Source organism: Enterocloster bolteae, from assembly GCF_002234575.2.
In the GTDB taxonomy this organism is placed as follows: Bacteria; Bacillota; Clostridia; order Lachnospirales; family Lachnospiraceae; genus Enterocloster; species Enterocloster bolteae.
The window spans coordinates 1,811,740-1,833,687 of sequence record NZ_CP022464.2; the positions used below are offsets into that span (position 1 = coordinate 1,811,740).

Below are 21,948 nucleotides of genomic sequence, written 5' to 3' on the forward strand. Positions count from 1 at the left end.
CTGCATAGTTATGGTCCGGTAAGGCCGCCGCTCAGTAAAAAAGCGGCGGCTTTTCAGTATTTACGCGCAATAAAAGGCGAAAAAATCAAAATATGAAACATTTTTTCATTAAAATCAGATAATATTGACAAAAGTGTTTAAAAGAGTAATATAAAGTCATAGGAAGGAACCAATATGAAAAGTGTACTTGTCAGGATACAGGAATATTCAGCGCAGGCCAGCGGGGCTGAGAAGGGGGTCCTCAGATTTTTAAGGGAAAATCCTGAGGAAGCCGCAGGATACAGTATAAAGCAGCTGGCAGATAAAACATTTTCCTCAGCGGCAACCATTGTCCGCCTGTGCAGGAAGATGGGATTTGACGGTTATAAGGAGCTGCAGAAATCCCTGTTATATGAGTCAGCCCTGCGCAGGGAGAGTACGCGGCCCATGGAGCAGGAGATAAAAAAGGACGACAGCCTGGAGGAACTGGTGAACAAGGTGACCTATAAGAACATAGTGTCTCTTGACAATACCAGGAAGCTTGTGGACCTGGATATCCTGAATCAATGTGTGGAGCTGCTGGACAGGAGCCAGACCGTGTATCTGTTCGGAATTGGTTCTTCCCTGCTGGTGGCCAGGGACATGTATCTGAAGCTTCTCAGGGTCAACAAGGCATGTGTGATTTGTGATGACTGGCATGCCCAGCTCCTGCAGGCCAGAAACATCCGAAGCTGCGACCTGGCTCTGATCGTCAGCTATTCCGGTCTTACTGAGGAAATGATAACATGTGCCAGGGAGGCCAGGCTGAGGGAGGCGCCGGTCATCACCATATCCAGGTTTGAGCAGTCGCCTCTGGTCCGTCTGGCTGATTATAACCTGGCAGTGGCTGCAACGGAACTGATATTCAGGAGCGGGGCCATGTCATCCAGAATATCCCAGCTGAACATGATAGATATTCTGTATACGGCTTATGTGCACAAGCGGTATGACGAGTGTATGGAGCAGTTCAGAAAGACCCATATAGCTAAATCCGAGGGACCGGAGGAAAACCAAAACGCATTGTAAGGGGAGGAAACACCATGATAGATTTGTCAGTGTTGGTAACAGAAAGCAGGAATAAGGAGACCATGGGGCTGGACCAGATGACACCCCTGGAAATTGTTACCGTTATGAACCGGGAGGACGGGAAGGCAGTGGAGGCAATAGGGGAGGTTCTGCCCCAGATTGCCCAGGCCATTGCCTGGTGTACGGACAGTCTGAAACAAAAGGGAAGGATCATCTATATAGGAGCAGGTACCAGCGGAAGGCTGGGAGTGCTGGATGCGGTGGAATGTCCTCCCACCTTCGGGGTGTCGCCGGACGTGGTGGTGGGCCTGATGGCGGGCGGCACCCCTGCCTTTGTCAGGGCAGTGGAGGGAGCAGAGGACAGCCAGACCATGGGGGAGGAAGACCTGAAAGAGATTCATCTGTCCCCGGCAGATATCGTCATCGGGCTGGCTGCCAGCGGAAGGACGCCTTATGTGATATACGGCCTCAGGTATGCCAAAAAGATTGGATGCAGAACAGTGGCCGTGTCCTGCAACCGGGATTCTGAGATAGGAAAGGAGGCAGACCTTGCCATTGAACCGGTACCGGGACCCGAGGTCCTTACGGGTTCCACCAGGCTGAAGGCCGGAACCGTCCAGAAGATGGTTCTGAATATGATATCCACAGGAAGCATGGTGGGTATCGGCAAGGTTTACCAGAACCTGATGGTGGATGTTGTGCAGACAAATATGAAGCTGATAACTAGGGCGGAAAATATTGTCATGACAGCCACGGGATGCACCAGGGAAGAAGCCAGGGACAGTCTGGAGGAGGCGGAGGGAAGCGTAAAGCTGGCAATCACCATGATTCTGCTGCAGTGCGGTGCAAAATCCGCAAAGACAAGATTAAATCGAGCTGGGGGGTATGTTCGTAATGCAATACAGGACGTATAAGGAAACCATGCTGCCGCAGATGGTGCGGCTGTGGAAAGAGGAAGCAGTGCGTATCCGGTATAAGGCCTATGATTCACCGGAAGAATGGAAGGCAGAGCTTTTGGATAAACCGGATTTTGACCCCGAGGGATGCATTCTGGCCTTTACGGATTCCGGCAGCCTGGCAGGGTTTGCAGCGGCAATCAGCCAGAAGGAATTCCTGCCGGGACAAAACCGGGACAATACGCCGGGCTATATATTCCTTCTGGTGGTAAAAGAGGAATATGAAGGCAGAGGTGTGGGGAGCAGCCTTTTGGAAAAAGCGGAAGCATTTCTGAAGGGCCAGGGAAAACATGAAATAAGAATCAGCCACAAATGCCCTATTAAAATGTCCTGGTACATAGACCGGGAGGGCCATGAGCACAACAAGGCGCCGGGAATCAGGACAGATTCCCCGGGATATATATTTTTTCAGAGAAGGGGGTATGAGCTGGTCCAAAAAGAGGTTTCTTATTACCTGGAACTGGAAAAATTTTACATTCCGGCAGATGTACAGAAACACATCATGGAGCTGGAGTCGGAGGGAATCAGAGTTGCCTGGTTTGACAGTGCCGGGAATTTTGGATATGAGGAAATGTTTGAGCGTCTGAAGGACCAGTCGTTCCTGAAAAAATTCCGGGACGGAATCCGGGAACATAAGAAGATTCTCATAGTGGAGGACAGGGACGGCAGGGTGATGGGCACAGCCGGAACCGTGTATCCGGAGAAAAACGGGCGGGGTTTCTTTTCGGCACTGGCAGTGGACCCGGCTGACGGGGGAAGGGGAATCGGCAATGTACTGTTCTTCAGCCTGTGTCAGGAGCTTAAGAACATGGGAGCGGAGTACATGACGATTTTTGTGACGGAAACCAATTTTGCCAGAAGGATTTATGAGAAGGCAGGTTTTTCAGCGGTACAGGAGTGGGCGATACTAAAAAAGACGGTATGACAGGCAAGAGATAAGAAAGGGGAAGGTATCTTATGACAAAGAAAGAGCTGGCACAATCAATCTGTAATTTGGTGGGCGAATCCAATATCAGGACCATAGCAAACTGCTATACCCGGGTCAGGCTGACTGTAAAGGATCCGGGAAATATAAAACGGGAGGAGCTTAAGAAGCTGGAGGGCGTACTGGGGGTCATTGAGGAGGGCAGCCATGTCCAGGTGGTGCTGGGTCCCGGCACTGCGGCGGCAGTGGCCCAGCTTATGAGCGATATGACCCAAATTAAAAGTGAAGAGGTGGACGAGGCCGTTCTCCTGAAAGAGGAAAACAGGGCTAAGAACAATGTCCCCTACAAGAACATGCTGAAAAAGATAGCTAATATTTTCATTCCCATTATCCCCGCATTCATAGCCTGCGGACTGGTGGTTGCTGTCTATGAATCATCCTATGTATTTTTCCCGGGCTTTCAGGATACGGATTTCGGCAAGATCATGAGCGCGCTGGCCTACTCAGTCTTTACCATCCTGCCCATCATCGTAGGCTATAATACATCCAAGGAATTCGGCGGAAGTCCCATTATCGGTGCTGTTCTGGCCTCCATACTGAACAGTTCATCCCTGGCAGGGGTACAGCTGTTCCATGTGTCCATTACACCCGGGCGGGGCGGCGTGATATCTGTACTGATTATTGCCTATGTGGCAGTGCTGCTGGAGAAACAACTTCAAAAAGTCATACCGGATTTCCTGGACATGTTCCTGCGGCCGCTGATTACGGTCTGTGTCATGACCTTTGTGGGCCTGATGGTATTCCAGCCCATAGGCGGTTTCATATCGGAGACCATAGGAGCCTTTGTCAGCTTTATCATCTATAAGGTGCCTGTGCTGGCCGGTCTGGCCTCAGCCATCTATCTGCCTCTGGTAATGACGGGAATGCACCATGGGCTGATAGCGGTCAACACCCAGCTTATAGCGGATTTCGGCGTCACCTATCTGCTGCCTGTTACCTGTATGGCCGGAGCGGGACAGGTGGGAGCTGCTTTTTACGTATATTTAAAGACAAAGAACCAGAGACTGAAAAAGACCATTAAGAATGCGCTTCCCGTGGGTATGCTGGGCATAGGGGAACCTCTGATGTGGGGCTGTACCATTCCCCTTGGAAAGCCGTTTATAGCTTCCTGTATCGGAGGAGGAATCGGAGGAAGTATTATGGCTGTGATGAAGGTGGCGGCCAAGGTTCCTGAGCTGTCAGGAATCCCCCTGGCGTTCATTACCACCAGATTCCCGCTGTATTTCGTAGGTCTGTTCGCATCCTATGCAGCCGGCTTCATCGTGTGCAGGCTGATGGGATTTACGGACCCGGAGGACTAAACATCAAAAAATAAAAAAGATTAAAAATGCCTAACCCACATTGCCGTTGACTAACAGCCTTCAGGGTGTTTACAATATAATTAAACAGAAGGGCCGGCATGAAAAAGGGACCCCCTGCTCATACCGGGTATGAACGAAAAGGCAACGGAGGTGTGGTTATGCAGTCATTATCAGAGGTTAAGGCAGGAGCTGTCTGTACGATTAAATGGATGTTCGGCAATCCCCAGGTCATGGAGTTTATGCATCAGCATGACATCAGGGAGGGAAGTACCATCAATGTGTTCCAGCACGGAAGGGACAGCATGATAATCGGAATGAACAATATGCGCCTTGCAATCGGAAATGAGGTTGCGGAGCGGATCAAAGTGTGATGCAGGCAGAAAAAATAACAGAACAGACAAGCAAAGCAGACCGTGAAGCAGATAATAAAGTAAATAGTAAAACAGATAACAAAACAGATAACAAAACAGATAATAAAGCAGATAAAAAAACAGATAACAAAACAGATGGAATAAGAGCCGGAAAACAGGCCGCTGATATCTTGATGAGAGGTATCGGCGGCCTGAAATTTTTGGCTCTTTGTCAATAGTTGGGGTGGGATTTGTTAAAATCCCGCCCCAATTCTATGAAAAGGGCCCTTTTTATGTTTAGTTCCAGGTTTTACTGATTTTGGGCATGCCAAATAAGCCTCCGCATTACCGACCTTTTTATCCTATGATGTACAGTGAAGTATCCGGGTTCGGAACCGTTTGAAATTCCGGATTCCGTAGCTGCTCCGTTTTAATACCTTTATCTTGTTGTTAAATCCTTCTGTGGGACCATTTGTCAATCCGTATTTAAAGGCATTCAGGATTTCTTTTCGCCAGGCCCTGTAGGTCTTAGCACAGTCCTCAAATTCCTTGATCCCACAGCTCTGTGCATTCGCAATCCAGTCATCAAATTCCCTCTGCTGCTGACGATACGCTTCCATCTGGCAGATATCATAAAACCACTCTTTCATGCGGTGTGCCAGACGCAGATCCTCGCTATAGTGAAGCATTAAATCACAGGCCTGTTTGTTCTCATCCTTCAGCTTTTTATAGCGGGTCAGAATGAGTTTCCGGCTGCGTTTATAATACTTACGCAGAGAAACCGGCATGGACCGCTGCAGCCGTTTGCGTACATTTTCAATCGCCCATGTCACCTGCCGGATGAAATGATATTTATCCACGATGATTGTAGCGTTTGGAAAGAAGGTCTGTGCAAGTTCGGTGTAGGGGCGCCACATATCGCAGACGAAGAACTTTACCTTCAGGCGTTCTTTCCTGGGAATGTTCCGCCAATAATCAGCCAGATGGCTCTGTGTCCGATCCGGGAGAATGTCGAGGATCCGGCGCTTTTTCGGATCAACCAGAATGCACTGATATTTACCGGTAGAAGCATTGCCTTTGAATTCGTCAATGGAAAGCGCTTGTGGAAGCTGGTCAGGCGGAGGATAGCAAATCGTGTCCAGAAGGCGGCAGACCGTCTGGACGGAAACACCGGTAAGCTCTGCGATCTGTTTTAAGGAAAAGGTCTGCCGGAGCAGGGAGACAATGTAAAATGCCAGTCTGCGGGTCCTGCGGTGGTAGCTGGGGAGGAACGAATAGGGTTCCGTGAACCGTTTGCGGCAGTATGGGCAGAGGTAGCGGCGTTTGCGAAGGAGCAGGATTACTTGTTTTCCCAGTAAGGGAATGTCCTGGACTTCTTGTAAACGGTAATCATGAATCCGTTTAGTTTTAGCCCCACAGCAGGGACAAGTCTGTTCTACCGGTTGGGACTGGATGAAAATTTTAATGAAAGAGTCTGCCTGAACCACTTTTTTAATAAAAACACCTTCCAAGTTAAGGAAGGCCTTGGTATAATTAGGGTACATCTATAAGGGGTCACCTCCGTAACATTAAACTTTGGTCGGGATAATGTGTTTAGGAGGCTTCTTATAGATGTATTTTATTACAACGAAAAGAATGTTGGAAGTGTGCTTTTCAGCACACCCCAACATTCAGTATAGAACCAAATTTTTTTGGAGTTTCCTCTTGAATTTTTTCCTCTAAAATGTTTCTCTGCCGGGAGAATAATTATGCAGTCAACTTCAAAAAATGTAAGGTAAGTCCCGTCAATTTATTGAATTTTTATATTTATTTAATAAAAATGCTCTTTATTTTTAACGGCTGTAATGATATCCTATAATAGTTTATATGTAAACTATCTGGGGAAGTACAAAAATTAAGAGAATCGGGAGGAAGGTTCCTTATGGCGTTTTTTAATTTTAAGGACCAGTGGTTTCAGGAGCTTCGCAAGGTGAACTGGCTAGTCCGGGAATGTGTGGAGGAAAAGTGCAGGCCCTTCGGCATTACCCCGGAACAGGGAAGGGTGCTCAACCATCTCTTTCTGGCGGACGGACAGGTAAACCTGACTCAGCTGAGCAGGAGTCTCCATGTTACAAAAGGAAACTGCTCCATGTTCTGCCGGCGTCTGGAACGGGCTGGTCATATTACAATGGTAAAGAATGACAAAGACGCCCGTTTTATAAATGTGGCCCTTACGGAAAAAGGGCGGTCGTTGGTGCAGGGCATGATAGAGCAGATGGGCAGTCATTCTGAGAAGGATACGATGAGCAAAGAAGATTTGGAGACTATTTTAAAAGGGTTAAAATGTCTGGAAAAGTATTTGCAGAGCTGAACAGCTTTTCCGGATGTTTTTATTTTGCAAGAACAAGGAGGTACAACATGAAAAAAATATTTGCGGAGCTGAACGCGTTCCGGCCGGAACTTCTATGCGTGCTGGTCAGTGTGGCGGCCGGAGTAGGAGCCACGCTGGGGCTTCCCACCTATCTGTCAGATATTATCAACAGGGGAATCGCGGATAAGGATATGAATTACATTCTTCACACCGGCGTTATTATGCTGGGAATCGCTATTCTGGGAATGGTATGTAATATTACCACAGGCTTTTTTGCCTCCAGAATCGCGTTGGGTTTAGGACGGAATGTGAGGAGCAGGATTTTTACAAAGGTGGAATATTTCTCCCAGGCCGAGATCGACACATTTTCAACCGCGTCTTTGATTACGCGCACCAACAACGACATTACCCAGGTACAGAATTTCATGGTCATGTTTCTGCGCGTTATTCTGACAGCGCCTATCATGTGCGTGGTGGGCATCATGCTGGCTTACAGCAAAAATCCGAAAATGTCAAGCATACTTGTGGTGTCCATGCCGGTGATGGTGCTGATTATCAGCCTGATTGGCAGGAGAGCCATGCCGCTTTCCAGAAAGATGCAGACAAGAATTGACCGAATCAACCTGATTATGCGGGAAAAGCTTTCCGGCATCCGGGTTATCCGGGCATTTGGGACAGAGGATTACGAAGAAAAGCGGTTTGACGGCGCCAACAAGGACCTGATGAACAATGCCATGAAAATGATGCATGCCATGTCGCTGTTGGGACCGTCCCTGATACTGATATTAAACCTGACCGTGGTGGGGCTTCTCTGGCGCGCGGGCCAGGGAATCGGTACGGAGCCTGTGATGCCGGGAGATATCCTGGCAATTATCCAGTATGTCATGCAGATCATGATGTCTGTCACCATGCTTTCCATGATTTTCGTCATGTATCCCAGATGTGCTGCTTCGGCGGACCGTATCTGTGAGGTGCTGGATACTGAAAATTCCATCGGGGATCCGGCGGTTCCCAAGCTGTCAGACGTGCAGAGGGGATATCTCACCTTCCGCGATGTAAGCTTCTATTTTCCGGGGGCAAAAGAGCCGGCTGTCAGCCATGTCAGCTTTGAGGCTAAGCCGGGAGAGACCACGGCTATCATCGGAAGTACAGGAAGCGGAAAGACGGCGCTGGTGGGATTGATTCCCCGCTTTTATGATGTCCAGGAGGGCGAGGTCCTGGTGGACGGAGTCAATGTAAAGGATTATGACAGGAGGACCCTGCGCCGGAAAATCGGTTATGTGCCCCAGAAAGCCCTGCTGTTTAAGGGCACCATCATGGAAAATATCCGTTTTGGGGATGATTCGGCCAGCGATGAGCGGGTGAAGGAAGCGGCCGCCATTGCACAATCCACGGATTTCATCGAAGATAAACCGGACGGATTTGACTCATCCATTTCCCAGGGCGGAAGCAATGTCTCAGGCGGTCAGAGGCAGCGCCTGGCAATTGCCAGGGCCATTGTCAGGAAGCCGGAGATATATGTGTTTGACGACAGTTTTTCCGCCCTGGATTTCAAAACGGATTCTGCCCTGCGTCAGGCATTGTCCAAAGAGACGGGAAATGCCACTGTGGTAATCGTAGCACAGCGTGTCAGCACTATCATGAATGCGGACCGGATTATAGTGATGGATGAAGGAAAGGTCATGGGAATTGGTACCCACAGGGAGCTTTTAAATACCTGCGGCACCTACCAGGAAATCGTCCGGAGCCAGTTGTCAGAGGAGGAGATGAGTGCATGAAGCAAATGAATGTGAGGGCAGCAGATAAGAAAATCAATACCAAGGGCACCATGGGCCGTCTGTTCCGTTTTATGAAACCATACCGAATCAGAATCATTCTCATGGTGGCCTGCCTTGTGATGGGAGCCGTGTTTACCACCCAGGGGCCATATACCCTTGGCAGGGCCATGGATGCGCTGGTGGCCGTGGCAGTGGACAGCGCCGGGGTCCTCCAGGGATTTAGAACGTTCATCACTGTTCTGATACAATTGGGCTGTGTGTATGTACTGGCCTTTCTGTTCAACTATTCCGGCCAGTACATTGTGGCAGGAGTGGCGGAGCGCACAATGCATGATCTGCGCATGGCAGTAGACAAGAAAATCCGCCGTCTGCCGCTGGCCTATTTTGACAGCAATACATTCGGAGATGTGCTGAGCCGCGTCACCAATGATGTGGACACCATAGATACCTCCCTTCAGCAGAGCATCAGCCAGGTTATCACAGCCGTCTGTACCATGGTATTTATATTCGTAATGATGCTGGTGGTCAGCCCGGTGCTGACACTGATCGGCATTTGTGTTATCCCGATTTGCGGCCTGGTGAGCATGAAGGTGGTAAAACATTCCCAGCGGTATTTCCAGGGGCAGCAGTCCGCGCTGGGGGATCTTACCGGGTATGTGGAGGAGATGTACAACGGACAGAACGTGATTGCCGCCTTCGGAAAGGAGGAGGACGTCATCGAGAATTTTGAGGACATAAACAACCGTCTCTACAACAATGGCTGGAGAGCGCAGTTTTCTTCCAGCATCATCATGCCCTTAACACAGGCACTGACCAACATCGGTTATGTGGGGGTGGCGGTTGTCAGCGGATGGCTCTGCATCAACGGCAGGCTGAGCATCGGTATGATACAGTCCTTTATCCAGTATCTGCGCCAGTTCTCCCAGCCCATCAACCAGGTATCCAACATTGCCAACATCATGCAGGCCACCATGGCTGCGGCCCAAAGGGTATTTGAGTTCCTGGATGCCGAGGAGGAGGTGCCGGAAGCAGAGAAGCCGCAATTCCCCGAAAGCCGGGAAGGAAATGTGGATTTCAGCCATGTGCGGTTCGGTTACACAGAGGATCGGACCCTGATTCATGATTTGGACCTGCATGTACACGCAGGCGACAAGATTGCCATTGTGGGACCCACCGGAGCTGGAAAGACAACGCTGGTCAATCTGATTCTGCGTTTTTACGATGTAAACGGAGGGAGCATTACCATTGACGGCGTGGATGTGCGGGATATGAAACGGGAGGCCCTGCGCTCCATGATAGGCATGGTGCTGCAGGATACATGGCTGTTCGCAGGTACCATAAAAGAGAACATCCGCTACGGAAGGCTGGATGCCACTGACCAGGAGGTGACAGACGCTGCCAGGGCAGCCCATGCCAATGGATTCATCATGTCTATGCCGGGAGGCTACGACATGGAGCTTCATGAGGGGGCTTCCAATATCGCCCAGGGCCAGCGCCAGCTCCTGACCATTGCCAGGGCCTTCCTGTCAGACCCGGAAATCCTGATTCTGGACGAGGCAACCTCATCCGTGGATACAAGAACCGAGGTGGCAATCCAGAAGGCCATGAATAAACTGATGGAGGGCCGGACCAGCTTTGTCATCGCCCACCGCTTATCCACGATAAAGGATGCGGAACTGATTGTGTACATGGAGCATGGGGATATCAAGGAAGTGGGAAACCACAGGGAGCTTTTGGCAAAGGGCGGTTACTATGCAGCCCTGTATAACAGCCAGTTTGCAGCAGAGAACGCTGGATAGGCTGTTTGGAACAAAGGATAGTGTGCCTGTGATAAAATCAGGATATAAGGGACAGGAGGGTTTGTCATTCCTCCTGTCCCTTATATTGTCAGGCCAGAGACAGTTTTAACTCACTGTCTCTTTTTAATCTTCAGCTCCGCATAGGCGATAATCTGGTACAGCACCCCTGACACAATGCAGAGGATCACAATGGAGGTCACCACCATGGTCATGGCAAAGGTCTGGGAGCCATAGGTGATCAGATATCCCAGGCCTGCTTTTGCGCTCAGGAATTCGCCTATAATCACACCCACCAGACACAGCCCGATGTTTACTTTCATATTGCTGATGACCAGGGGCAGGGAACCGGGCAGCAGAACCTTTAAGAGCACATCCTTCCTTCCGCCTCCCAGGGAATAAATCAACTTGATTTGCTCCGTATCCATCTGGGAAAATCCGGTGTATAAGGTTAGAATGGATCCAAATACAGCCACGGACACGGCAGCCACCACAATGGTCCGCATGTTATTGCCCAGCCAAACAATCAAAAGGGGGGCCAGGGCGGATTTAGGGAGGCTGTTTAACAGGACAAGAAAGGGCTCCAGCACCTGGGCCACGCTTTTGCTGGACCACAGAAGCAGGGCGCATGCCAGGCCGAAGATGGTGCAAACGGCAAAGCTGATAAGGGTTTCCATAAGGGTGACCCCTGTGTGGAGGAACAGGCTTCCGTCCTTTGCCATGGAAACCAGGCATTTGGCAATCATCACAGGGGAGCTGAAAATAAAGCTGTCAATCCAGTGCATGTCGGCCGCCAGCTCCCACAGGGCCAGAAGAAGGACCAGCAGCATGACGCGGCATATGGTCACCTGGCGGTGGCGCCGTATTTCACGGGCCACATATTCCTGCTGTGCCACGGACATATTGCAGGCTGATACAGGCTGTTTATCTCTATTCATAAGTCTTCAGCTCCTTCCATACCATATTAAAGTAAGTGGAAAATTCCGGGCAGTTCCTGCGGTCCAGGGAGCGGATGCAATTTTCCGGAAAATCAATGGACAGGATTTTTTTGACCCGGCCGGGACGGGGAGACAGGACCAGGATGCGGTCAGCCACGCTAATGGCCTCAGACAGGTCATGGGTTACAAGTATGGCGGTCTTGTGTGTCTGGCGTATGATGGAGCTGATGTCGTCACACACAGACAGCCGGGTCTGGTAATCCAGGGCTGAAAATGGTTCGTCCAGGAGAAGAAGGTCCGGCTTAAGGGCCAGGGTCCGTATAAGGGCCGCTCTCTGGCGCATACCGCCGGACAGCTCCGAAGGTTTGGCATATTCAAAGCCTGCCAGACCGTAGGCTGCCATCATTTCCAGCAGTTCCTGCCTGGCAGGTTCGTCCAACCGCTTTTGAATTTCAAGGCCAAGGGATATATTGGAGAAAATATTTCTCCATTCAAATAAATGATCCTTCTGCAGCATGTATCCAATGGCAGAAGGAGATTTGGTCAGGGGGACGCCGTCTATGGTGATGGTGCCGCCCTCAGGCTTTGTCAGTCCGCACAGCATGGACAGAAGGGTGGACTTGCCGCATCCGGAAGGTCCCACGATAGCCAGGAATTCCCCGGGTGACACATCAAATGATATATGGTCAAGGGCCAGCGTCTCACCATCTAACGAATGGTAGGAATAGCTGACCCCGTTTACTTCCAGTTTGGGAATCATGAAGAAGCTCCTTTCAATTAGAAATCAATTCCTTGATTTATTATATGTAGACAACGGGAAACCGTTCGCCCGGAGCAGGAAAAAGAAAACAGGCCCCTGCCGCTTGATAACGGCAGGAAGCCTGCATGATAACAATATGAGCGTGGGACCTTACCCCCTACTTCTGGTAACTCCAGCTTACTGGCGTGGGTCTGGCCGAATCAAATACCTGGGCTGCGTCAAACAGATCAGTCAGTCGTTTCTTGGACGGATCTGTCTGGATGAGGTCCTCATACAGCCGGTAGCCGTCCAGGTTCCTTCTGGCCATGCGGAAGTAGTTTGTCCCCATCTGCGTCCAGTAGGGCTTGCTGGCATCCACATTGCAGAAATAGCGGAATCCCTTGGATTCCAGATAGGCAAAGCGGGGATTGTCCTGATGGTAGGGGCGCCAGTCTGCAATGTCGTTGCCGTAAGGATAAAGGATGATATCAGTGGGCCCGATGAGGGATTCCACCTCAGCCTCCCATTTGTCCGTATCAGCCCGGAACCGTTCCTCGTCAATGGCAAATCCGGCCTCCGGATCATCCGCCACCCCCAGGTGGAGATGGCCCCAGCTGTGGGATGCCAGCTCCCAGCCGTTATCCTTCAGACACTGGGCCACTCTGGCTGCCTGCTCACGGTCAGCCTCATAGGTGGGGCTGTCCTGGTAGGAGGAGGCGGTTCTGTACCCCAGTATGCCTTCATAGCCGGTAAACGCGATAATGGCCCTTGCCCCTTTGTAGGAAAAGTCAGGGTGTTCCTGTATAAAATTCTCCAAAAGCGGAATCAAATCATAGGAACCCGTGGAGGTGGTGCCGTCGTCCATGACCATCTCACAGGTGGGCTTTCCGTCCTCGCCAATCACGACCCGTTTGGCAAACCCGTCCCCGTCCATGTAGGGATAGTAGCAGACATCGTCCTGGGACATGACAAAAGGCTTCTTTCCCTCAGGGAGCATGACGCTTCCCTTTACAAAACGAACGTTTCCATTTTCATCAGGTGCCTCATAGGCCACATCGTGGATACGGACCAGCACATAGCCCTTCTGGTACATATCCTCCAGTATTTTAAGAAATTCGTCCTTGGTGGTCATGACTGAATTATAGTTGGCGCTGTCCGAGTCCCCGTCAAAAGCCTTGGAGGTATCCATGATAAGGGAGTGGAAAAAAATGTGGGTGACAGCGTTCATATCAGCTGGAACCAGGGCGGCCTTCTGTGATTCATACCGTGCCAGCGCCTCCTTCATGCGGGAGTCATTCAGGTCCAGGCCGCTGGAGTTGATAAGCTCTGCCGCCTTGTCATAATCATACCCCATGGCGATGCGGTCAGCCTGGGCTATGAGCCGGGAAATGTCGTCCTGGGGAATTTCGGCAAAAGGCTGGTTAGATGAGTCGCCGCCGGAAGCGGGGCCGGAACCGCTGTCGGGATAGCGGTCGGAATTGCTGCCCTCGTCCGGATTAGGGGAGCCGTTCCCTGATGAGGCTATGACCTGGACCGTTCCGTCCGGCTGTTTCGCTAAAACAAACCGGTAGAGGGCGAAAATGCCGCCCCCTACCAGTACAGTGATTGCTAATAATAAAATAAATGTAGGAAGATGCCGTGACATCCGTGCAAGCTTCTGCCTGCGCCTGCGGGACTGCCGGCGTCTGAAATCTGCTCTGCTCATAAAATTTCTCCTGTAACTGGTACTTGCCTACCTATTATAGCATAGATTCCATGAAGTGGGTACTATGAAAGAAAAAACAAATATTGGAATTGAAATTCAACTTGTTCCGTGGTATGTTTAAGTTGGTATGAATAAACATAAAGGAGAACAGGAACATGGAAGATATGGTAAAGGATCCTAATTGCGCATATTGTATGCAGGGCGAACTGGTGGCTAAGTTCGGTTATCCTGTGTGTGAGATGAAGACAGGCTTTCTCTATGTATTTAAGGAGCAGAGCAAGAAGGGAAGGGTTGTTCTGGCGCATAGGAAGCATGTCAGCGAGCTCATTGACCTGACCGATGAGGAGAGGAATGATTTCTTTGCAGAGGTAGCCCAGGTGGCCCGCGCCGTACATAAGGTATTCCAGCCGGACAAGGTAAACTACGGCGCTTACGGCGATACAGGACATCACCTGCATTTCCACATTGTCCCCAAATATAAAGGCGGTGAAGAATGGGGCGGCACCTTTGAGATGAACAGCGGAAGGACCATGCTCACAGACGCTGAGTACGAGAAGATGGCAGAGGACTTAAGACAGGCCCTGAAGGAAGTATAAATATAATAAGGTAAGAAGATAAAGGGGTATATGCAGCAGGAGCCGGCAGACAATCACGGCCTGCTGCATTTTTTTGCGGTAAAAATCAAGGCTTTGCGGGCATAAGCTGTCTGTCCACTCCCATACAATTAGTAGCAGATGATTTTATTGGAGGAAAATATGAGACGGATTGCAGCGATATTATGCTCGGCGGCAATACTGGCCTCCTATCCCGGGATTGCCGCCCTGGGCCAGGAACCGGCAATCGCCATCCCCGTGGGAGCGGGGGTATCAGGGAGCAGCCTCTATGGACAGGAAGATGGATGGACAGGGGAGGATGTACAGGCGGCGGGGGACGCGCAGGCGGTAGATGTGCAGACGGCGGGAGATGCCCAGGCAGCGCCTGCGGACCAGAGTCAGGCAGCTGTCCAGATAGCCGCTCCATCGGCCATTCTCATGGAAGCATCTACCGGACAGGTAATCTATGAAAAGGATGCAGATGAAAAGCGAAGCCCGGCCAGTGTTACCAAAGTTATGACGCTGATATTGATTTTTGATGCCCTTCAGTCCGGAAAGATCCAGCTGACGGACGAGGTAGTTACCAGCGCCCACGCCAAATCCATGGGAGGTTCCCAGGTGTTCCTGGAGGAAGGCGAGAAACAGACCGTGGAAACCTTGATTAAATGCATTGTCATTGCATCCGGCAATGACGCGTCTGTGGCCATGGCGGAGTACATAGCAGGCAGCGAGGATGAGTTTGTACGGATGATGAATGAAAGGGCAGCCAGCCTTGGCATGTCCAACACCCATTTCGTGGATTGCTGCGGACTTACGGAATCCCCGGACCATTACACTACGGCCAGGGACATCGCCATCATGAGCCGCGAGCTGATTAATAAATATCCTCAGATACATAATTATTCCACCATATGGATGGAGAATATAACGCATGTCACAAAGCAGGGAACCAAGGAATTCGGCCTGTCCAATACAAATAAGCTGCTCAAGATGGCAACTAATTTTACGGTCACAGGCCTTAAGACAGGTTCCACCTCCATTGCAAAATACTGCCTGTCTGCCACAGCGGAAAAGGACGGGGTGCGCCTGATTGCCGCCATCATGGCTGCGCCGGATTTTAAGGCCAGGTTTGCAGACGCCCAGACCCTTCTCAACTATGGATATGCAAACTGCAAGCTCTATGAAGACAAGGAACATCTGCCGCTTCCCCAGATGCCGGTTACCGGCGGCGTGGAGGATGAGGTAGGGCTTACCTATGAGGGAACATTTTCCTATCTGAGCCTTAAAGGGGAGGATTTGGGAGCTATTGAGAAAAAGCTGGTGCTTTTGGAATCCGTACCCGCTCCGGTGGAACCGGGGCAGAAGGCAGGTGTGCTGGAGTACTCCCTGGGAGGCAAAAAACTGGGAGAGGTTAATGTGCTGACCAACGGGAGCATACGGGAGGCAGGTTATATGGATTATCTGAAGAAGCTTGTGGGGGCCTGGAAGCTGAACCGGCAGTAGCTAATAGCTTTATGTGCAGAGGATTATTTGCAGGGGCTGATATTCAGGGTAATGAAATAAGGGGTATTAATTTCGCTGTCATCCTGATGGATGGCAGCCTTTTTAACGGGGATTAAAATGCCGCAAATGTTTTTGTTAACTGTTTCTATGTGCCCCTATCAACTTCTATATATTCCATCGCATTCTATGACCTTCGGCAAAATATATGAGGCTCTGTGGAGTAACGGATTGGGGATATGGGGATGGATAAGAAGCTTGTATTTTGGGCAGCATAATGGTTGATTGGCGTGGAGCGCTTTTGCTGGCAAAACATGGTGAGTAAAGAAGCAGAAAACAGATATAAACTAAATCAATGACAGAAAAGGTAAAAAGCAGCGAAAAATAAAAGACAGCAAGGAAAATGACAACAAAACCAGCTAAAGGGCATAACTTTGTTAGCTGGTTTTGTTGTCGGGCTTGTTGTCTGCCGTATTGTCGATTGATTGCTTTTATTTGTTTGGCCTGCTGTTTGTTCTACTGTTTGTTCTGCTGTCTGTTCTGCTGTCTGTTTTGCTATCTGTTCTACTATCTGTTCAGCTATCTGTATTGCTGGCTGTATTGCCGTCTATTTTGCCGCCTGTTCAGAAAATTGTGTGGTTACAAGGTCTTCATAGGGAACACGTGCCGACAGTTCGCCTGCCTCTTCCAGAATGTTTTCCAGAAGCTCAAAGCTTTCTTTTTCAAATACGGTGTCATCCTTCCATGTATCCTGGTCCTTATAACGGCCTACGATAACCGCGAGTTTATCCACCGGTGTTTCTTTAAACTGGGGCTGTATGGTTTTGGCTATTTCTTCGGCTGAATGGGAGTTTACGTAGTCCATGCCTTTTTGAATTGCATTGGTAAACTTCTGAATGATTTCCGGGTTCTGTTCCACGTAACTCTTCCTGGCACAGTAAGCAGTGTAAGGTACATATCCGGATTCTGTTCCAAGAGAAGCCACCACATATCCGCTTCCCTCGCTCTCCAGAGTGGTTGCAAAAGGCTCAAATTCCACGGTATAGTCCGCATCATCGCTGGTAAATGCAGCTGCGGTCAGCCCGAAGTTAATGCTCTGGTCAATGGACAGGTCTGTCTTGGGATCCATGCCGTGTTTCTTTAAGATATACTCAAAGACCATCTGAGGCATGCCGCCTGCGCGTCCGCCAAGAACCTTCTTGCCTTTCAGGCTTTCCCACTTAAAATTGTCCTCAGGCTGGCGTCCCACCAGGAAGTTGCCTGCGCGCTGGGTCAGCTGGGCGAAGTTCACCGCATAGTCCTGGGAACCTTCCTGGTATACGTAGATGCTGGCTTCGGAGCCCATAAAACCAATTTGGGCGTCGCCGGAGATAAGGGCGGTCATAACCTTATCAGCACCCGCGCCGTTGACAAGGGTCAGGTCGATGCCTTCGTCCTCAAAGTAGCCCAGTTCAATGGCTGCGTATTGGGGGGCGTAGAAGATGGAATGGGCTACCTCGTTGAGGACCAACGGGGTGTTGCCTGAGGATGAACTGCCGGATGATTTTGAACAGCCGGTTAGGGCAGCGGCGCCCATAGCTGCTGCCAGAAGAATGCTAATTGCTTTTTTCATCAATATGCTCCTTATATGATTTGGTATATTATAGTCTATTAGGGCTGGAGGGAATCGGTGAATAAAACATTGGGAACTGAGAAATTAGTTTTAATTGCCTGTGATGTCAAAAAATGATATGATTGACAGTAGTCATGTAAATAGAGGACAGCGGCCGGATTATTTAGGAAAGGAAGCATTTGTATTCATGAATGATTCATTACAATATTACAACCAACATGCAAAAGAATTTTCTGACAGCACAAGGGATGTGGAGTTTAAGGAGATGCAGGAGCGTTTCCTGTCGTATCTGAAGCCGGGAGCCAGAATCCTGGATTTCGGGTGCGGCTCCGGCAGAGATACGAAGTATTTCCTGGACAGGGGATTTGAGGCGGATGCCGCGGATGGTTCGGAAGAACTGGTCAGGATAGCTTCTGGATATACAGGAATTGAAGTGAGGCTGATGTATTTTCAGGATTTAGATGAAAAGGAAGCCTATGATGGAATCTGGGCATGTTCTTCCATCCTGCATCTGGCTTATGGAGAACTGGAGGATGTGTTTATCAAAATGGCCCGTGCTTTGACATCACATGGAATACTGTATACATCCTTCAAGTATGGTACAGCTGAGGGTGAGCGCAATGGCCGTTATTTTACGGATATGACGGAAGAAAAGATGGATAAGCTGTTAAAAGATGTAAATTCGTTTGACATATTGGAGATGTGGGTAACGAGTGATGTCCGTCCGGGGAGAGCAGAAGAAAAATGGCTGAACATGATATTGAGGAAAAAATAGAATCGCTGAGGCAGATTCAAATGGAAATCGGGCCCTGTGAGGTCATTACCGGGGGAAGGGATAAAAAAAGATTTCTGTTATACCAGCTGGAGCTCAGCATGCTAAAGGCTGAGCGGATTGATATGATTGTGTCGTTTCTCATGGAGTCCGGAGTGCGTATGATTCTGGATGATTTGGAGCAGGCGCTGAATCGCGGAGTAAAAATCAGAATCCTGACCGGAAATTATCTGGGAATTACACAGCCGGGGGCATTGTGTCTGATAAAGGAACGGTTGGGGGACCGGGTGGACCTCCGGTTTTACAACGAAAAGGGACGGTCGTTTCACCCTAAAGCCTACATATTCCGAAGAAAGGATTTTGGGGAAATATACATTGGTTCATCCAATGTATCACGCAGCGCCCTTACATCCGGTATAGAATGGAACTATCATTTTGATGAAAGGCGGGACAGCCGGAATTTTCATCAGTTTTGCGGCACTTTTGAGGATCTGTTTTATAACCACTCCATCGTCATAAATGATGAGGTTCTGAAACAATATTCCAAAGAATGGAAAAGACCGGCGGTTATCCGGGATATGGAACGGTATGACAGCCTTGACGACGAGACGGACGGGGAAGTGGTATTTCAGCCAAGAGGAGCACAGATAGAAGCTCTGTACGCGCTGAAAAACAGCCGATTGGAAGGATCGGAGAAGGCATTGATCTGCGCCGCCACAGGTATTGGAAAAACATATCTGGCTGCGTTTGATTCTCAGCCTTATGAAAGAGTCCTGTTTGTGGCCCACCGGGAAGAAATACTGAAGCAGGCAGCAGAAAGCTTCAGGAATGTGAGACATTCCGATGATTATGGCTTTTTTTATGGTAAAGAGAAAACAAGGGATAAATCCGTGATTTTCGCTTCTGTTTCCAGTTTGGGTAAAACAGATTATCTCAATGAATCATACTTTGCCAGGGATTATTTTGATTATATTGTTATTGACGAATTCCATCATGCTGTTACAGACCAGTATAAAAAAATCATGGAATATTTTAAGCCCCGGTTCCTGTTAGGGCTGACAGCCACACCGGAAAGAATGGATGGAAGAAATATATACGCGCTATGCGATTATAACGTACCTTATGAGATTGGCCTGAAAGATGCCATTAACAAAGGTATGCTGGTACCATTTCATTATTATGGAATTCTGGATGAGACAGTGGACTATTCCAAGATTCGCATTGTAAAAGGAAAATACGATGAGGAAGAACTGACAAAGGAATTCATAAAGGGCAGGCAGTACGAACTGATTTATAAATACTATATGAAATACCGCTCAAAAAGGGCGTTGGGATTTTGCTGTTCACGCACACATGCGGAGCAGATGGCAAAGGAATTCTGCCGTCGCAATATTCCGGCGGCAGCTGTATACAGCGATTCAGACGGCGAGTATGCTGTTGAGAGAAGTGAAGCGATAGAGAAGCTTAAGCGTGGTGAGTTAAAGGTTATTTTTTCTGTGGATATGTTCAATGAAGGGTTAGATATCAGCGAAATTGATATGGTTATGTTTTTGAGACCCACAGAATCCCCGGTGGTATTTCTCCAGCAGCTTGGGCGGGGGCTGCGTAAAAGCAGGGATAAGGAATACCTGAATGTACTGGATTTTATCGGTAATTATGAAAAAGCAGGCTCGGCACCGTTCTTTTTAAGCGGAAGAAGTTATTCAAGTGCGGAAGCCGGAAGAATGCAGCAACAGGATTTTGAGTATCCGGATGACTGTCTGGTTGATTTCGACCTGCGTCTGATTGATTTATTCCATGAGATGGCAAAGAAGAGGGCGAAAAAGGAAGAGCGGATCCGCAGTGAATACTTCCGTATTAAGGAGATGCTGGGCGGCAGAGTGCCGGCCCGTATGGATTTGTTTACCTACATGGAGGAAGAAATACTCCAGATATGTAATGGTTTGCAGAACAGTCCGTTTAAACATTATCTGAGGTATTTGAATAGCCTGGGTGAGCTGGGAGACAGAAACCGTGCCATATTTAATAGTATTGGCAATGATTTTCTGGAGATGCTGGAGACCACGCAAATGACCAAGTCCTATAAGATGCCGGTCCTTTTGGCATTTTATAACAATGGCAATGTCAAAACTCAGATTGATGAGGATGATATATACCGGGGCCATAAGGAGTTTTATTATACGGCAAATAACTGGAAGGATTTAGCGAAAGATAAGAGTACAAGTGACTTCCGTACATGGGATAAGAAACGCTGTACCAGAGAAGCCTTAAAAAACCCGGTCCGCTTTTTGCTGCAGTCCGGAAAAGGTTTTTTTGTGCGTAAAGAGGGCTATGTACTGGCTCTGAATCCGCAGTTATATGAGGCGGTGGAAATGGACGGGTTTTCCCAACAGATGAAGGATGTGATTGACTACCGGACCATGGATTATTACCGGAAGCGGTATGAAGGGAAAACAGAATAAGCATTAGACAGATGAATCGGTTGATGTAAAGCGCCGGTATTATTACTGCAATATTCCTTTGCGGTAACAATACCGGCGCTTTTACACTGTTCCTTCCCGCCCGTGCAGATAGCTGCCCGCAGCCAACTCCCGCCCCGTCCTTTAAGATATTCTGCACTACCTATGCCAAATCCCATTCCATCATCCAAACAAATATTCAACAAAAACCCTTGACAATACCGATAAAATGTAGTAAATATAAATATAAGGACATGTTATGGACATGACCGAAACTAGAAAATCCAAAAGACTGCAGCTTTTGGAAAGGGGAATAACCAAGGAGGTCGGAATGAACGAAAGTGTTAATTATTTGGATTATGCCAACAGCCCTCTGATGTGGGCAGCAGCGGCTTTGGCAGTAGCGGTGGTAGTATTTCAGTCAATTCTGTTTATGAAAAGGTCTATAAAGGCAGCCAGTGAGTCGGCCCTTACCACGGACCAGGTACATAAGGCAATCAAGAGCAGCGTGATATCATCCATTGGCCCGTCCGTAGTAATCCTGGTCACCATGATATCCCTGCTGGTCACCATGGGTGCGCCGGTGGCGTGGATGCGTCTGTCATTTATCGGTTCTGTCAACTATGAGGCCATGGCGGCCGGATTCGGCGCCCAGGCCATGGGAAAGACACTTCAGACCATGGATACCATGGCATTTGCCTGCGGCGTATGGACCATGGTGTGCGGTTCGCTGGGCTGGCTGATTTTTACCTTCCTGTTCTGCGATAAGATGGACAAGGTTAACCACTTAATGTCAAAGGGCAATGCCAAGATGGTTCCCATCATTTCCGCAGGCGCCATGTTGGGGGCGTTTGCCAACCTGGCTTCCGGCAACTTCTTTACGGCAGAGGGTTCCCTTACCTTCACCAACGCACCGGCAATCGCTACCATAGCTGGCTGTGTTATCATGATGGTACTGGTGAAGCTGTCAAGGGCCAGGGATATCGCTTGGCTCAGGGAGTGGGCATTTGCAATTGCCATGTTCAGCGGCATGTTCATCGGATATGCTGTCAGCGTAATCTAAGGAGGGT

19 protein-coding genes are annotated in these 21,948 nt (G+C 49.2%); 14 read left to right on the top strand and 5 right to left on the bottom strand.

Annotation, left to right across the window (positions count from 1 at the left end; all coding sequences use genetic code 11):
• Nucleotides 1–174: 174 nt before the first annotated feature.
• From CGC65_RS08540 to CGC65_RS08565, 6 genes are all read left to right on the top strand, one after another.
• Entirely contained in the window at nucleotides 175–1,044 is an 870-nt protein-coding gene (locus CGC65_RS08540) for a MurR/RpiR family transcriptional regulator (protein ID WP_002565872.1), read from the top strand.
• 14 nt (nucleotides 1,045–1,058) lie between these two features.
• Complete coding sequence (murQ, locus tag CGC65_RS08545; RefSeq protein WP_002565873.1) at nucleotides 1,059–1,958, top strand: N-acetylmuramic acid 6-phosphate etherase; 900 nt, start codon at nucleotides 1,059–1,061, stop codon at nucleotides 1,956–1,958.
• Nucleotides 1,939–2,925, top strand: a complete 987-nt coding sequence (locus CGC65_RS08550) for a GNAT family N-acetyltransferase (protein ID WP_002565874.1) — start codon at nucleotides 1,939–1,941, stop codon at nucleotides 2,923–2,925. Before murQ ends, CGC65_RS08550 begins: the two co-directional genes overlap by 20 nt.
• 32 nt (nucleotides 2,926–2,957) lie before the next feature.
• The gene (locus CGC65_RS08555; protein WP_002565875.1) at nucleotides 2,958–4,286 is read left to right on the top strand and encodes a PTS transporter subunit EIIC; all 1,329 of its coding nucleotides are present in this window, start codon (nucleotides 2,958–2,960) and stop codon (nucleotides 4,284–4,286) included.
• A gap of 158 nt (nucleotides 4,287–4,444) precedes the next feature.
• Complete coding sequence (locus CGC65_RS08560; RefSeq protein WP_021893973.1) at nucleotides 4,445–4,657, top strand: FeoA family protein; 213 nt, start codon at nucleotides 4,445–4,447, stop codon at nucleotides 4,655–4,657.
• A complete protein-coding gene (locus tag CGC65_RS08565) occupies nucleotides 4,657–4,875 on the top strand; it encodes a hypothetical protein (RefSeq protein WP_002565877.1) in 219 nt (72 codons plus the stop codon). Before CGC65_RS08560 ends, CGC65_RS08565 begins: the two co-directional genes overlap by 1 nt.
• A gap of 123 nt (nucleotides 4,876–4,998) precedes the next feature.
• Here CGC65_RS08565 and CGC65_RS08575 read toward each other — a convergent pair whose 3' ends face one another.
• Nucleotides 4,999–6,180: an ISL3 family transposase gene (locus CGC65_RS08575; protein ID WP_093979905.1), complete on the bottom strand. Its 1,182-nt coding sequence runs from the start codon at nucleotides 6,178–6,180 to the stop codon at nucleotides 4,999–5,001.
• 377 nt (nucleotides 6,181–6,557) lie between these two features.
• On the opposite strand from CGC65_RS08575, the gene CGC65_RS08580 reads away from it, so the two are divergent.
• From CGC65_RS08580 to CGC65_RS08590, 3 genes are read left to right on the top strand one after another with little or no spacing between them, the layout of a single operon-like run.
• Complete coding sequence (locus tag CGC65_RS08580) at nucleotides 6,558–6,986, top strand: MarR family winged helix-turn-helix transcriptional regulator (RefSeq protein WP_002565879.1); 429 nt, start codon at nucleotides 6,558–6,560, stop codon at nucleotides 6,984–6,986.
• A 47-nt stretch (nucleotides 6,987–7,033) separates the two neighbouring features.
• Complete coding sequence (locus CGC65_RS08585) at nucleotides 7,034–8,764, top strand: ABC transporter ATP-binding protein (protein WP_002565880.1); 1,731 nt, start codon at nucleotides 7,034–7,036, stop codon at nucleotides 8,762–8,764.
• A complete protein-coding gene (locus CGC65_RS08590) occupies nucleotides 8,761–10,563 on the top strand; it encodes an ABC transporter ATP-binding protein (RefSeq protein WP_002578470.1) in 1,803 nt (600 codons plus the stop codon). The genes CGC65_RS08585 and CGC65_RS08590 overlap by 4 nt, the downstream gene beginning before the upstream one ends.
• A 110-nt stretch (nucleotides 10,564–10,673) precedes the next feature.
• On the opposite strand, the gene CGC65_RS08595 is transcribed toward CGC65_RS08590, so the two are convergent.
• The 3 genes from CGC65_RS08595 to CGC65_RS08605 all read right to left on the bottom strand — a co-directional run bounded on the left by CGC65_RS08595 (nucleotide 10,674) and on the right by CGC65_RS08605 (nucleotide 13,942).
• Nucleotides 10,674–11,498 carry an ABC transporter permease gene (locus tag CGC65_RS08595; RefSeq protein ID WP_002565882.1) on the bottom strand — a complete coding sequence of 275 codons (825 nt, stop codon included), beginning with the start codon at nucleotides 11,496–11,498 and terminating at the stop codon, nucleotides 10,674–10,676.
• The gene (locus CGC65_RS08600; protein WP_002565883.1) at nucleotides 11,491–12,258 is read right to left on the bottom strand and encodes an ABC transporter ATP-binding protein; all 768 of its coding nucleotides are present in this window, start codon (nucleotides 12,256–12,258) and stop codon (nucleotides 11,491–11,493) included. The genes CGC65_RS08595 and CGC65_RS08600 overlap by 8 nt, the downstream gene beginning before the upstream one ends.
• Nucleotides 12,259–12,415: 157 nt before the next feature.
• Nucleotides 12,416–13,942: a polysaccharide deacetylase family protein gene (locus CGC65_RS08605; RefSeq protein ID WP_002565884.1), complete on the bottom strand. Its 1,527-nt coding sequence runs from the start codon at nucleotides 13,940–13,942 to the stop codon at nucleotides 12,416–12,418.
• Between the two features lie 155 nt (nucleotides 13,943–14,097).
• Here CGC65_RS08605 and CGC65_RS08610 point away from each other — a divergent pair, with 155 nt between their 5' ends.
• Together CGC65_RS08610 and CGC65_RS08615 are read left to right on the top strand one after the other, a co-directional pair.
• A complete protein-coding gene (locus CGC65_RS08610) occupies nucleotides 14,098–14,538 on the top strand; it encodes an HIT family protein (protein ID WP_002565885.1) in 441 nt (146 codons plus the stop codon).
• Between the two features lie 159 nt (nucleotides 14,539–14,697).
• Complete coding sequence (locus CGC65_RS08615) at nucleotides 14,698–16,038, top strand: D-alanyl-D-alanine carboxypeptidase family protein (protein WP_002565886.1); 1,341 nt, start codon at nucleotides 14,698–14,700, stop codon at nucleotides 16,036–16,038.
• 604 nt (nucleotides 16,039–16,642) lie between these two features.
• On the opposite strand, the gene CGC65_RS08620 is transcribed toward CGC65_RS08615, so the two are convergent.
• The gene (locus CGC65_RS08620; RefSeq protein ID WP_002565887.1) at nucleotides 16,643–17,647 is read right to left on the bottom strand and encodes an ABC transporter substrate-binding protein; all 1,005 of its coding nucleotides are present in this window, start codon (nucleotides 17,645–17,647) and stop codon (nucleotides 16,643–16,645) included.
• A gap of 187 nt (nucleotides 17,648–17,834) precedes the next feature.
• Between CGC65_RS08620 and CGC65_RS08625 the strand changes: the two genes are divergently transcribed.
• The 3 genes from CGC65_RS08625 (at nucleotide 17,835) to CGC65_RS08635 (ending at nucleotide 21,941) form a co-directional block, all read left to right on the top strand.
• Nucleotides 17,835–18,422, top strand: a complete 588-nt coding sequence (locus CGC65_RS08625) for a class I SAM-dependent methyltransferase (RefSeq protein ID WP_002565888.1) — start codon at nucleotides 17,835–17,837, stop codon at nucleotides 18,420–18,422.
• Complete coding sequence (locus CGC65_RS08630) at nucleotides 18,392–20,881, top strand: DEAD/DEAH box helicase family protein (protein ID WP_007038634.1); 2,490 nt, start codon at nucleotides 18,392–18,394, stop codon at nucleotides 20,879–20,881. Before CGC65_RS08625 ends, CGC65_RS08630 begins: the two co-directional genes overlap by 31 nt.
• Nucleotides 20,882–21,137: 256 nt before the next feature.
• Complete coding sequence (locus tag CGC65_RS08635) at nucleotides 21,138–21,941, top strand: DUF5058 family protein (RefSeq protein ID WP_002565890.1); 804 nt, start codon at nucleotides 21,138–21,140, stop codon at nucleotides 21,939–21,941.
• The last annotated feature ends 7 nt before the right edge of the window (nucleotides 21,942–21,948 follow it).

Coding starts and splice junctions, on each gene's coding strand:
- CGC65_RS08540 (WP_002565872.1), top strand. CDS start 175: ATGAAAAGTGTACTTGTCAGGATACAGGAATATTCAGCGCAGGCCAGC.
- CGC65_RS08585 (WP_002565880.1), top strand. CDS start 7,034: ATGAAAAAAATATTTGCGGAGCTGAACGCGTTCCGGCCGGAACTTCTA.
- CGC65_RS08625 (WP_002565888.1), top strand. CDS start 17,835: ATGAATGATTCATTACAATATTACAACCAACATGCAAAAGAATTTTCT.
- CGC65_RS08550 (WP_002565874.1), top strand. CDS start 1,939: ATGCAATACAGGACGTATAAGGAAACCATGCTGCCGCAGATGGTGCGG.
- CGC65_RS08620 (WP_002565887.1), bottom strand. CDS start 17,647: ATGAAAAAAGCAATTAGCATTCTTCTGGCAGCAGCTATGGGCGCCGCT.
- CGC65_RS08630 (WP_007038634.1), top strand. CDS start 18,392: ATGGCTGAACATGATATTGAGGAAAAAATAGAATCGCTGAGGCAGATT.
- CGC65_RS08565 (WP_002565877.1), top strand. CDS start 4,657: ATGCAGGCAGAAAAAATAACAGAACAGACAAGCAAAGCAGACCGTGAA.
- CGC65_RS08595 (WP_002565882.1), bottom strand. CDS start 11,498: ATGAATAGAGATAAACAGCCTGTATCAGCCTGCAATATGTCCGTGGCA.
- CGC65_RS08590 (WP_002578470.1), top strand. CDS start 8,761: ATGAAGCAAATGAATGTGAGGGCAGCAGATAAGAAAATCAATACCAAG.
- CGC65_RS08635 (WP_002565890.1), top strand. CDS start 21,138: ATGGACATGACCGAAACTAGAAAATCCAAAAGACTGCAGCTTTTGGAA.
- murQ (WP_002565873.1), top strand. CDS start 1,059: ATGATAGATTTGTCAGTGTTGGTAACAGAAAGCAGGAATAAGGAGACC.
- CGC65_RS08600 (WP_002565883.1), bottom strand. CDS start 12,258: ATGATTCCCAAACTGGAAGTAAACGGGGTCAGCTATTCCTACCATTCG.
- CGC65_RS08580 (WP_002565879.1), top strand. CDS start 6,558: ATGGCGTTTTTTAATTTTAAGGACCAGTGGTTTCAGGAGCTTCGCAAG.
- CGC65_RS08560 (WP_021893973.1), top strand. CDS start 4,445: ATGCAGTCATTATCAGAGGTTAAGGCAGGAGCTGTCTGTACGATTAAA.
- CGC65_RS08605 (WP_002565884.1), bottom strand. CDS start 13,942: ATGAGCAGAGCAGATTTCAGACGCCGGCAGTCCCGCAGGCGCAGGCAG.
- CGC65_RS08575 (WP_093979905.1), bottom strand. CDS start 6,180: ATGTACCCTAATTATACCAAGGCCTTCCTTAACTTGGAAGGTGTTTTT.
- CGC65_RS08555 (WP_002565875.1), top strand. CDS start 2,958: ATGACAAAGAAAGAGCTGGCACAATCAATCTGTAATTTGGTGGGCGAA.
- CGC65_RS08610 (WP_002565885.1), top strand. CDS start 14,098: ATGGAAGATATGGTAAAGGATCCTAATTGCGCATATTGTATGCAGGGC.
- CGC65_RS08615 (WP_002565886.1), top strand. CDS start 14,698: ATGAGACGGATTGCAGCGATATTATGCTCGGCGGCAATACTGGCCTCC.